Here is an 11,541-nt window from a genome sequence, read left to right as displayed (position 1 = left end):
ACCTTAACACGAATAGGGGAAAGAAATTGTTTCGTACAGGTTGCGTTATTTTGGTCGTTAGAGGGGTTGTTTGAAAAAAGGCATGAAAAAAGACCGCTCTGTGAAAGAACGGTCTACATAATTTTGCTAGGAATCATTTTATTTCTGTTTCCAGTAAACATTTTCTCGTTTATGCTTAATTCCATCTATCCAGACAATGGCTTCCTCTTCGTTAACCTCAAACACAAGGCGAACGAATCTTGAAAAATCCTTTCCTTCACTTCGGGCGGATAGGCGAGGATACCTGCCAATTCCTCCAAAGCCGACGGTGACCAGTGTACCCTATAAGTTTTGTCCACGCTCAAACTCCTCGACCTTCAAACGCAAATAATCCAATCCTGTTTGTTGGTCGTAAACGCGCCCAACCTTACGGTCTTCACGGCTTTTTTGCACCTGACGAATGAGGTTCTGATCCTCCGAAAGTGCCTTCAGGTCTATTCCTTGTGCGTCTTCGCGCTCCCGCTTCAAGTTCAATTTACCTAAAAAATCAAACACTTCCGCTACATCCTGCTCGGGTATATAGTCAATCATACGTTTCAATTCTTCACGGTTCACGCCCACGAATAACACCGCCTTTCGATTACTGTTACCATTATACCATAAAGGCAATAAAACCTAACGGCTGACTATCGCCTACCGCTATACATCATTTCAAACCTCGTCGTCAATCGGCTTGTTCCAACAAGGCCTTCCGTACTTGTTTGCCCAAAAATTCCTTCAAAGAAAAAGAAAAAACCCATAACGCAAGAAATTGTACACCGCGTTTTCGATCTTCTTCCCATAGAGCCTGTGTAAATGATAATACGAAAGCATTAGTCGCACCATATACGGCCATATTAGGAAGAGGTTAAAATCCTGCTGTTGAAGCTACGTTGATGACAACTCCGCTTTTCCTTTTCAACATTTCTGGTAAAATTAAATGGGTAACTACAACCGCCAATACATTGAGCATTACTTCTTCATGCTGCCTTTGGCCAGACAGTTGTTCAAAAAGCCTATGAGTAGCGAATCCTGCATTATTAATAAGAATATCAACGCTCAGATCACGCTCCACACATTGCTGAAAGAGCCTGTTTGGGGAACCTTCTTGAGATAAGTCAGAAGCAATCACCTGCGTTTGAATACCGTGTTCTATTTGTAGCTTCTCTGCTAAAGCACTCAGTTTGGCTTCCGAGCGAGCGACTAAAATCAAGTGGCTCCCTCTTGCTGCAAATTCATGCGCAAATGCTTCACCTATGCCCGAAGAAGCACCAGTAATCAACGTCCATTTGTTTTCTGTGTTAGAAGCACGCGATGAACGCCCTGGCTGCCTCCAGGTGCCGTTCCTATATATAAATATCCGTTATGGCTTGCAGCCGTAGTTACGCCATATAGTGAGCCTTCCGGATCGTGCCAGCTTTCGACAAGCTCTCCTTGCGGGCTGAACTTCGCAACAAGCCCATGCTTCGCAGGTGCGCTTGCCCCGCTAAGCAGCGACTCCGGCAGTTTGGCCATAATATCGGCCAACCAAGGGCTGCGATGCATTTGATCTACAAAAGAAATGCGAGTCGTGAAGATGCCGACCCAGAATTGACCTTGCTCATCACGCGTAATGTTGTCAGGAAAGCCTGCGAGATTGTCCGCGAAAATATCAGCTGTACCTTTCTTTGGACCCTTGAGCCAGTATCTGGTCAACTGATAATGATACGATTCCGCTACAAGCACAAAATCTTCATCCTCCGACAAGGCAACCCCGTTCGCAAAATAGAGACCTTCTAACAGGACGGTCGTCTGCTTGGTTGTTGGATCATACCTCAGCAACCGTCCATGCGGCTTGTTCTCGGCAATTTCTTTGAAAGTTACGCGGCCGTAGTTCGATGTGTCGGAGAAATAAATCGAGCCATCCCGGGCAATATCATGTTCGTTAGCTAGATAGATCGGCTTGCCGTCCACTTGGTCGGTCAATACCTCTATGTTCCCGGATGGAGTCACAGACAGCAGTCCCCTCTTGATATCAGTTACGATCAAATTGCCATTGGCATCGAATTTAAGCCCATTAGGCGTTCCTTTGGTGTCTGCAAACACTTGGGCCTCTTGCGGGTTGCCCTTTGCATCGAATGGAACCTTGTAAATTTTCCCGTCTGAATCTCCTGTATATAGCTGGCCTTCCTTATCGAATGTTATGAATTCCGGGAATCGAGGGGCATCAGTAACTAGCTGAGCCGAGCTGAGTTTGTTGTTCTGTATCCATGGACCCGATTCCTGAAAAGAGGGGGCTGCCGGCGCGATCCATTTTGTCGGTTCGATAGGTGAAGGTACAAGCAAGAAAACGATTATTCCAAGTAAGAGCACCGCAAGCAGCGATAGCCCCACTCTGCGCACTTTATGCGGTGAACGTTTTGAACGATTCACACCTTCAGTAGATTTGACGGAGCGAATTGATGTATTGGCCATTTGAGTGCCTCCTTGTCATTTAAGCGTGATTTTAGATTTGGATTACGATTTTACCGAAATATTGCTTCCCTTCAGCCAAGAGCGCGAATGCTTCTCCTATTCGATCCAGAGGGAATACACGGTCGATGATGGGATGCAAACAATGATGGGCAATCGCTCGATTCATCTTTTCAAAGTGATCTCGGTTGCCGACTTGACTGCCTCGCACAGTTGCAGCTTTCTGCAAGATGCTGGTGACATCGTATTCCGGAATGGTCAAGCCCGATAAAAACCCGACCATACTCAAGGTCCCTCCAGTGCGAAGCGCATTCATGGATTTCCCCATCGTTGCCGCTCCGCCAACGTCCAGAACATGATCCACACCGCAACCAGTCAACTCTAACGCTGCCTTATCCCAATCAGGCACTTCCGAATAGTTGATCGTTTGCCATGCTCCGAGAGCTTTGGCTCGTTCCAGCTTGGCATTGCTGCTCGAAGTAATGATGGCCCGTGCTCCGGCCATAAGAGAGAACTGAAGCCCAAAAATAGAGACACCCCCTGTTCCTTGCAGCAGTACAGTATCACCCGCTTGCAAACCACCGTATTCAATTAGCATGCTCCAAGCGGTTAATGCTGCGATCGGCAAGGTCGAAGCCTCCTCCCAAGTGAGGTGATCAGGAATAGGGACAATTCCGTCTTCATGCAGGACGACATACTCGGCCGCCACTCCGTTCAACGGACCTCCCAGACTGTCTCTTAACACCTCTGCTCTTGGGCTGCCGGCAATGAATCGCTGTTGCAGATTACACGCTACTCGGTGTCCGACCTGAAACCTTGTTACTCCTTGGCCAACGGCTACAATTTCTCCCGCTCCATCTGATAACGGAATGAAGGGAAATTTGATTTCGATTGGCATTAATCCGCTTAGAATCACTAGATCCCTGTAATTGAGAGAAGCTGCCCTCATGCGGATCAGCACCTCATGAGGACCCGGCGTTGGTATTTCGAGTTCCGCCAAGGCCAGTTGCTCAAAGCCGAAGCCGTTAGTCAGTTGTATCACTTTCATCGAATTGTCCTCCCTGCAAGATCAGATTGATTACCCAGATTCTTATTATTGCCGGATCCTGTACGCGGACGAAGCATGCTTCCAACAAGCCGAAGACCTTGCTTACGTGTAATGAATCGCGATAACTGCGCCCCGAGATAATTCTGCACACCGGGAACGACATACAGTTTCCCATCCTTCAACGCGCGAAGCGCGACTTCTACGACTCTTTCTGGAGTGTCTTTCTTTCCGACGGATGCTTCTTCCGCTCCTACGACATTAAAGAAACTGGTGTCCGTCGAACCGGGACAAAGTGCGAAGAATTTGACACCGCGGTTGCGGTTTTCCCACCATAACGCTTGAGTAAACGACAAGACAAAAGCTTTCGTCGCCCCATATACAGCCATATAGGGAAGCGGTTGAAATCCGGCAGTTGAAGCAACATTGATAACTGCACCTGAGCTTTTGCGCAGCATGTCCGGCAAGAACAAGTGGGTCATATCTACAACAGCGGCGACATTGAGCATAACTTCTTCATGTTGACGCTCACCTGACACTTCCTCAAACAAGCCATGTGTAGCAAATCCTGCATTGTTGACCAACAGTTCAATATCCACTTTCAAAAGTCGACATTGCTGATATAATTCGCTAGGTGCACCCTCCTTCGCAAGATCCATAGAGATAACCTCTGCTTGGATGCCATACATCTTAATAAGCTCTGATGCCAGGCTCTCAAGCTTGCTCTTTGATCGGGCCACGAGTACCAAATGGCTGCCTTGTTTGGCCAGTTGTCTCGCGAATTGCTCTCCAATACCGGAAGATGCTCCCGTGACAAGCGCCCATTTCCCTTGAATTGTCATAGCGCTACTCTCCTTTCAGATACTATGTTATAATTTAGTAACATTGTTACCAAAACATTAAGTAATTACCGATTACCAAGAAAATTTAAAATTACCGTTTTATTTGGTAACACTGTTTCCGATAGGATTCATTGTATTCACTCTTTTTTAGAAAGTCAAATATTATATTTTGAACCTCCAACGTCTCATTGACAACCGTCCAAGAACTATATAGAATTCCTGATAAGAGAGTAAGGAAACCTTGTTTCCTTATGAAAACACGAGAACTGAAGGTGATGATTATGAGTGACCAAGATATCTCCTCTAATGCAAACACACGAATGTTAAAAACGTACCAAGAAGCTCGGTTGCAAAATACTGAAAATCTCCGCAAGCTCGTTGTTGATGCTGCGGCAACGCTCTTGCAAGAAGAAGGCCCGGAAGCTGTTACGGTGCGTAAGGTAGCACAAAAAATGGATTGCTCGACAAAAATCATATATAGCTTGTTTGTCAATAAAGAGGGCTTGGCTCAGCAGCTGTATCTGGACGGCTGTAGACTTCTCGCTAACGAACTCGAGGGGACACCGCAGGCTGCCGATCCAACACAGCATTTGCTGAATATAGGCGAAACCTATTGGCAATTCGGGCAGCGTTACTCCAGCTATTATAAGCTGATGTTCGGAGGGGCCTTCGCCGATTTCAAACCGGACGAGGAAAGCATGCATGGCACGGTAACAGCCATGCGGCAATTATTGACCGTGATCAACAATGTGCAAGAGCAAGGACTTCTCCCCGGCCAGTATGACACGGAATCCGTTGTCCGTATATTCTGGGCCTCGCTGCACGGCGTTATTCATCTCTACATGGGTGGACACTTGGGAGATGTGCAATCAGCCCATGCGGTATACAGGCAAACGTTGTCACTGATTGTCAGCTCGTTGTTGCCAGATCAGAGCAGCTAACGGTAGATTCAGATGCGTGCTCCTCCGCAAACGTCAAATAGCCCCCAACTTTTGAAAGATGGGGGTTATTTGACGTTTGCTGTTCGAATCTACTTATAACGAACTAAGAAATTCATTGTACAAATCTAGCACGTTGGACAAGTTAACCTCACCCTTGCACAACACCTGACGAATCCTTGCACTTTTTTTGTCACCCGCTTGCAAGTTGTCCCCGAATAAATTTTGATAGGTCGCGTTATGTTGCATTATATTATCCTCTGTATCCTTACTTGCATAAGTCACATCGATCGCAAGACAATGATCAGGATCGGTCATCTGAACGACATATTCCTGTTTGCTGGCCATAATAGCAATCGGTCTTCCGTAGCAAGGTCCAATTACATGATGGGCGATCATTCGGCCAGTTCCTGGATCTGCCCACCTGCCGTCCGTTCGGATATGCGCTGCCTGCTGATCACGCGGCAAACAAAAGTAATGGCCTTTAATATATGGGTGATCTTCCATTTTAATTAATCTCATATCGGCATCGTCATTTTTCTCCGGCCAAGAAGAGATAACGGCATAGGGTTCCAATGAGAAATCAAAATAGGAGGATATCGAGACTTCATAACGTTCCAACGGCTTCAGCGCTTCCACGGACAAGGTGAAATCCACGACAAACTCATTGATTGCTTCATAGCTAGCGATCATATTGCAAGGATGAACATCCTGCGGTTCCCATTCCAGGACAAGCCGGTTACCTGCAGAGCTAGTCACCCGAAAGGGTTCGTACCGGGCTACGCCCATCAACTTCCCGGAACTCATCAAACGGTAAACATTAAGTCCGAAATAAGGTTCCCTGATCAATTCACCCGAGGTTTCTTGCGTTCGGAGGGATACGATACCATGACGCTGTTTGTCCGCCCCTAGAATAAGACGAGTTTCTGGAAATTGGAACGTGTACCGATTGTCGTTATTGTCCGGTGTATGCATCATAGACTACATCCCCCTTTTTGCTGGTCTGTTCCGAGCCATGTACCAACGAACCTGGTAACATTAGATTTCTCCTTCATATGCTCTTCCTCCCAAAATTCCATATAGCCTCTCGGCTTTAAACCCTACTATGGTGTATAGTAACTCAGAAAATGGGGGAAAGTCTTTGTCCGTTTGGCTTTACTTTTTGCACTTATGTTAGCTTACGCCGAAAAGACCAACCGTTGGAGGATTGGTCTTCTTTGTTATGTAAGCCTAGGGGGATCGAAGCCACCGTTGTCAGCGATGTGCGTTCCGAGCAAGACGAAAGCCGAGATCATCGATGCGAAAGGTAGGATGACTGCGGCGACGGCACGTCGCTCCACAGCCCCTAGCCTCTTCCGCCCAGCTTCCACCGCGGAAAACTCGGTAGGAGCCGTATACTTTCACATCATATAGATCCCAACACCACTCCCAAACATTGCCTAACATATCGTAGAGCCCCCACGCATTCGGCTCCTTTTTACCCACCTCACGGACCATGCCCTCAGAATTCCCCTGATACCAAGCTATCTCATCAAGCTCACCGTATTGATACCCCGTTGTTCCTGCTTTACACGCATACTGCCATTCCGCTTCCGTAGGAAGACGATAGCCATCCGCTCCCCAATTACAGACGACACTCTCACCATCATCACTTACCGAGTAACATTCCTTTAGACCGGAGTGCTGAGATAGCAAATTACAAAAGAGAATGGCATCCTTCCATGAGACCTCCACAACCGGAACCCGAGGATGGTCATTAGGTCCCACAGTCTTTTGCAATATTGAGAAATATAACTCATTCGTAACAGGAACCGGTGCAAGCCAAAAAGAATTCACCTCTACGGTCCATTTAGTCTTTTTTCGATCATCCCTTAAATCAATTTCACCTGCAGGAATGTTCACCATTGGATACTCAGCCTGACTACGCCGTGCTTCTGACACCTAGCTTCCTCCCGTTCCATCTTCTACTTCAACATGCTTAACTTTTCGATCGCTTGTTGTTCAGTCGGCAAGAAGAAGAAATCGTTGCCGCTATTACATTCATAGATGAAATCTTGAAAGCTTTTACTTCTATACACAGAGAAATCTCCAATAAAAGCAACCTTCGTGCGATAATTAATGAACTTCTGAAGGATTTCGCCTGCAAGGCGTGTTTTCAAATCGAAAAAGCTTTCGCTTAATAGGGATTTGTTTATAACAATACGATCGCAGCCTGCTTCATATTGTACGGTTGCCATGAAATCCAATGCTGTCTGAACATCCACAATTAATATCTCGCTGCTGCTCACGACGGCAATATCTCCCCCACCTACTACTTCTACCTTCGTTATATTCATAATCACCCTCCTAATTTGTTGAACCTTCTGACATAATCCTCACCAATGTATCGGTTATCTTCGCCATTCATTGGCGGAATGTTCGCTACTCTAAAGAAGCTTAGACCTACTACCATCGCTAGCAGCCCATAGGCAGCGCTTTGCGAATCCTTTACAGACATATGTCCCGTCATGTTACCGTAATCGAATATCTTTGCTATGCCATGGAGATCAGCCAGATAACTCTTGGATACTACTTCCTGCAAATTGCGATCCAACACAGCTTTCGAAAAAAACTGTACAAAGAGCTTTGCTTGATCTTCATACGGGATAAACATATTTTCAATTCCATCAAGCTGTGAAACATTAATCTTCTTCTCCGTGTCATCCTGGTATGGCGGTAATATGTGTTTCAAAGTAACGTCAATCATTTCCCCGGGTGTCATTGTGTTTATAATCTCTGATTGTATCTTTAGACCATAGTAGGCCATGAACGACTTGAAGGATTCGATCGTCAGATTATCCTTATTCTTAAAATAATAAGTGACCACTCCCTTTGAGCAGTCCGCATATTCAGCAACCTTATCCAGAGTCATGCCATCAATCCCGTAAACGCTAATACACATTAACGTGGCGTTTATGACATCTGCTCGGCGCTTTGGTTCCATTCCCAGTTTGGGCATTATTTCACCTTGTTCTATTTATTTATACTGAACGGTCAGAATAAATAAAGTGTACCTAATTTTTACCATTTTGTCAAACCCGCCCGGGTTCACTCAACAAGAATCTGCCATACAAATAAACGCAGCCAAATTGGCTGCGTTACTTATTATGGATGGTCGAGCTATTCCAACGGTTGACTAACCAGCATGTGATAAAGCCCTTTAGAGGCCAATAACTGTTCATGAGTACCCGACTCTGCAATAACCCCTTGATCCAGCACGAGAATCCGGTCCGCATGTCGGATGGTACTCAGTCGATGCGCGATGATGAGGGTCGTTCGATCCTTTAGTATCGTGCTCATATTCCGCTGAATCGTCTTCTCGGAATCATTATCGAGCGCGCTCGTCGCTTCATCGAATATAAGAATGCGCGGATTGCCGATCAGCGCCCGCGCAATGGCGATCCGCTGGCGCTGCCCGCCGGACAGGCTTGCGCCCCGCTCCCCTACCTGCGTAGCGTAGCCGTTCGGAAATGTCATAATGAACTCGTGCGCTCCCGCAAGCATGGAAGCGGCCATCACCTCATCCATCGAAGCATCGGGAATTTGATAAGCAATATTGTCACGAATCGTTCCGCTGAATAGTCCCGCTTCCTGCTGGACGACTCCGACTTGCTTACGGAGAGTAGCGGCCTTCACCCGCTTCAAGTCGTGCCCGTCGATGCGAACCGACCCGCTGCTTGGGGCATAGAGCTTGAGCAGCAAATTGGCCAAGGTCGATTTCCCTGAACCGCTTCGACCGACGATCGCAATCGTCTGGCCCGGAGCCACGTCGAAGGAAATGTTCTGCAACACATTCTTCCCTTCGGAATCGTAGCGAAACGAGACGTGATCGAATTCAATCGTTCCCCGCAGCTTCGGCAGCGCTATTAGCCGGTCCGCATCGACTTCCTCTTCCTCTGTCTCGAAAACATCGTCAAGCCTCTCCAAGGCAATCCGCACGCCTTGAAATTCGTCCCACATCCCGATCAAGCCCAGCGCCGCATTCGTAACGAGAGCATAGACCGCGCTAAACGCCATCAATTCCCCTACGGACAGCTTCTCCCCGATAATAAATTCAGCCCCTGCATACAGCACGGTTACGCTGCTTAAGGTTTGCAACACCGTGGCGACGGAACCAGAGAAGATGCCGATTCTCCAACCTTTCAGTTGCACGAAAGTCGATTGACGGAACTTGCCCTCTACTTCCTTCCTTACCTCATCTTCGGCCGCGAGAGCTTTCACGGTACGCATGGAGCCAATGGTTTCGACTAGCGCGTTCTGCAAGTCGACATCGGCTTGGAATTGCTTCCTGCTGTTGTGCTTCATAAGCGGAGTTACGATCAGAGTTAGTGCAATGAAGCAGGGAATGAACGCCAGCGCAATCCAGGCCAGCGTAGCGCTATACATAAACATAATGCCTATGTAGACGACAATCGTCATCACATTCAGCACGGCGTTCATGCTGTTCGTGACGAGAAAATGACGAATGACTTGATTTTCCCCGGCGCGCGTCAAGATGTCGCCCACTCTCCGCGTGGCGAAGTAACGCATAGGCAAGCGGAACACATGCCGATAAAAGCTCATGATCATGTCGATGTCGATTTTAATAAACGTACCCGCAATGACCCATTCCCGGATCGATTGAACGAGCAGGGTAAGCAAAGAGACGCCTAACATGACGATCACCATGAAGTTCAGGTCCTCATAATTCCGCCCAATCAGCACCCGGTCGATCACCCTTTGTGTGAACAGCGGGAGCGCCAGGTTAATGACCTGCAGCAGCAAGGTCAGCCATATGAGATGGAACAGCGCCTGCTTGCGGGTAGCAAAAAACGCCCAGTAGCGCCGAAATGAAGGTTTCGATTCCTCTTGCACGAAGAAAGCTTCGGAAGGTTTCAAGAACACTGCGTTCAGTGTCCATCCCTTCAGAAAATCCTCATGCGAATAAGTCAATAACCCGATACTCGGGTCGGCCACAGTCACATTCCGTTCGTCTACTTTGACGACTACCACATAATGATTGCCTTTCCAATGGGCAATCGCCGGCAGCGTCTGCTCCGCCAGCCCCTTCATGCTGCTGCGGACCGCTTCCGCTTGAAAGCCGATTGATTCCGCGGTTTTGACGAGATGGAATAACGTGCTTCCCTCCAAGCCTACTTGAGCCAGCTCTCTTAGCCGATGAATGCTCAGACGTTTGCCGTAGTGCTGGGCGATCATAGAAAGGCAGGTTGGGCCGCAGTCCAACTCACTTTGCTGAATGTGCACCGGGAACCGGCTCCATAGGCGCCAAGTTCTTCGTCCGCCGGATCGCTGCCGCTTCTCCTGCTCAGCCTCTTCCGCATCGCCTGTGGAAGCATAATCTGCGTTAACTTCCACGGTCACGTTCGTTTCCGTATGCCGAGAGGCATCCGCATTTTGCAAATATGCGGATGCAATCCCGATAATCGTCTCCCTGACTTTCGGATATTTCATTATTAACTTGTCAAAATCGTCCTTGGCCAGACAGAACACGGAAACGGCTTCATCCGCCACAACACTGGCCTTGCGAGGATCTCCGGTCAACAGCGCGAGCTCCCCGAAGAACTCTCCTGCCTTAACCGTATTCAGCTTCCGACCTCCCTCGCTTTCCTTCAGAACGGAAGCCGTGCCTGAACGAAGGATATAGAAAGCGTCCCCCACCTCCCCTTCGCTGACGATAGCTTGGCCAGGGGTATACTCCTTCATGACCATATGATCCAGCAGCGAGCGCAGCTCCTGATGATTCAGCGGGGCTAACAACGTCGTCCTTTTCAAAAAGATACGCATCGCATCATCGGCTAATTGCTCAAGCAAATACACCCTCAATTCAGGATGCGAGTCGATAATAGGTATAAACGCAGTTCTGGACAACCTCAGCAGTTCCAACTTCGTTGACGCCCTCAGCGTATGAGCTTGGACTTCCTCCTTCAGCAGCGCCTCCAGACCGAAATGCGTGCCGGCTTCCATTAAGCCGAAGTTGAACTCCTTGCCATCTTGATCCTTGCCGACCATCCGTACTTTGCCCGTTAAGATCAGATAGAACGAATCGCCTCGTTCCCCGGACTGGATGATCGTATCTCCCATTTGGTAAGAAATCGGCTGAAAGGAAGCGAAGACCTCCTCTTTCTCCTGCGGGGACAGCACCTGAAAAATAGGGATCGTATCCAAAATGATATGATGCAAATCTAGCATTCCCGTGCCCCTCCCAAAC

At 47.9% G+C, this 11,541-nt stretch carries 11 protein-coding genes; 1 reads left to right on the top strand and 10 read right to left on the bottom strand.

The genetic code is table 11. From position 1 onward, the window contains the following. Positions 1-321 precede the first annotated feature (321 nt). From AC58QD_RS21050 to AC58QD_RS21030, 5 genes are all read right to left on the bottom strand, one after another. Positions 322-600, bottom strand: a complete 279-nt coding sequence (locus tag AC58QD_RS21050) for a hypothetical protein (protein WP_497336915.1) — start codon at positions 598-600, stop codon at positions 322-324. A gap of 286 nt (positions 601-886) precedes the next feature. Next, complete coding sequence (locus AC58QD_RS21045) at positions 887-1,300, bottom strand: SDR family NAD(P)-dependent oxidoreductase (protein ID WP_497336913.1); 414 nt, start codon at positions 1,298-1,300, stop codon at positions 887-889. Further along, a complete protein-coding gene (locus tag AC58QD_RS21040) occupies positions 1,297-2,472 on the bottom strand; it encodes an SMP-30/gluconolactonase/LRE family protein (RefSeq protein ID WP_497336911.1) in 1,176 nt (391 codons plus the stop codon). Before AC58QD_RS21040 ends, AC58QD_RS21045 begins: the two co-directional genes overlap by 4 nt. A gap of 31 nt (positions 2,473-2,503) precedes the next feature. Further along, positions 2,504-3,517, bottom strand: coding sequence for a zinc-dependent alcohol dehydrogenase family protein (locus AC58QD_RS21035; protein ID WP_497336909.1), 1,014 nt, complete (start codon positions 3,515-3,517; stop codon positions 2,504-2,506). Then, a complete protein-coding gene (locus tag AC58QD_RS21030) occupies positions 3,514-4,356 on the bottom strand; it encodes an SDR family NAD(P)-dependent oxidoreductase (RefSeq protein ID WP_497336907.1) in 843 nt (280 codons plus the stop codon). The genes AC58QD_RS21035 and AC58QD_RS21030 overlap by 4 nt, the downstream gene beginning before the upstream one ends. Before the next feature lie 281 nt (positions 4,357-4,637). Here AC58QD_RS21030 and AC58QD_RS21025 point away from each other — a divergent pair, with 281 nt between their 5' ends. Continuing rightward, complete coding sequence (locus tag AC58QD_RS21025) at positions 4,638-5,297, top strand: TetR/AcrR family transcriptional regulator (RefSeq protein WP_497336905.1); 660 nt, start codon at positions 4,638-4,640, stop codon at positions 5,295-5,297. 93 nt (positions 5,298-5,390) lie between these two features. Here AC58QD_RS21025 and AC58QD_RS21020 read toward each other — a convergent pair whose 3' ends face one another. The 5 genes from AC58QD_RS21020 to AC58QD_RS21000 form a co-directional block, all read right to left on the bottom strand. Next, positions 5,391-6,272, bottom strand: coding sequence for a hypothetical protein (locus tag AC58QD_RS21020; protein ID WP_497336904.1), 882 nt, complete (start codon positions 6,270-6,272; stop codon positions 5,391-5,393). Between the two features lie 276 nt (positions 6,273-6,548). Then, positions 6,549-7,199, bottom strand: a complete 651-nt coding sequence (locus AC58QD_RS21015; RefSeq protein WP_497337058.1) for a formylglycine-generating enzyme family protein — start codon at positions 7,197-7,199, stop codon at positions 6,549-6,551. Between the two features lie 59 nt (positions 7,200-7,258). Continuing rightward, entirely contained in the window at positions 7,259-7,630 is a 372-nt protein-coding gene (locus AC58QD_RS21010; protein WP_497336902.1) for a DUF4180 domain-containing protein, read from the bottom strand. Positions 7,631-7,632: 2 nt separating this feature from the next. Beyond that, complete coding sequence (locus AC58QD_RS21005; protein WP_497336900.1) at positions 7,633-8,292, bottom strand: TetR/AcrR family transcriptional regulator; 660 nt, start codon at positions 8,290-8,292, stop codon at positions 7,633-7,635. Positions 8,293-8,453: 161 nt separating this feature from the next. Continuing rightward, on the bottom strand, positions 8,454-11,522 hold the full coding sequence (locus tag AC58QD_RS21000) for a peptidase domain-containing ABC transporter (protein ID WP_497336898.1): 3,069 nt from the start codon (positions 11,520-11,522) through the stop codon (positions 8,454-8,456). Positions 11,523-11,541: the final 19 nt, after the last annotated feature.

The sequence above is a fragment of the Paenibacillus sp. J2R1T-4 genome (genome assembly GCF_059692235.1).
The sequence above is the reverse complement of the archived record's forward strand: the minus strand, read 5'-3'. Positions and strand labels throughout refer to the sequence as shown.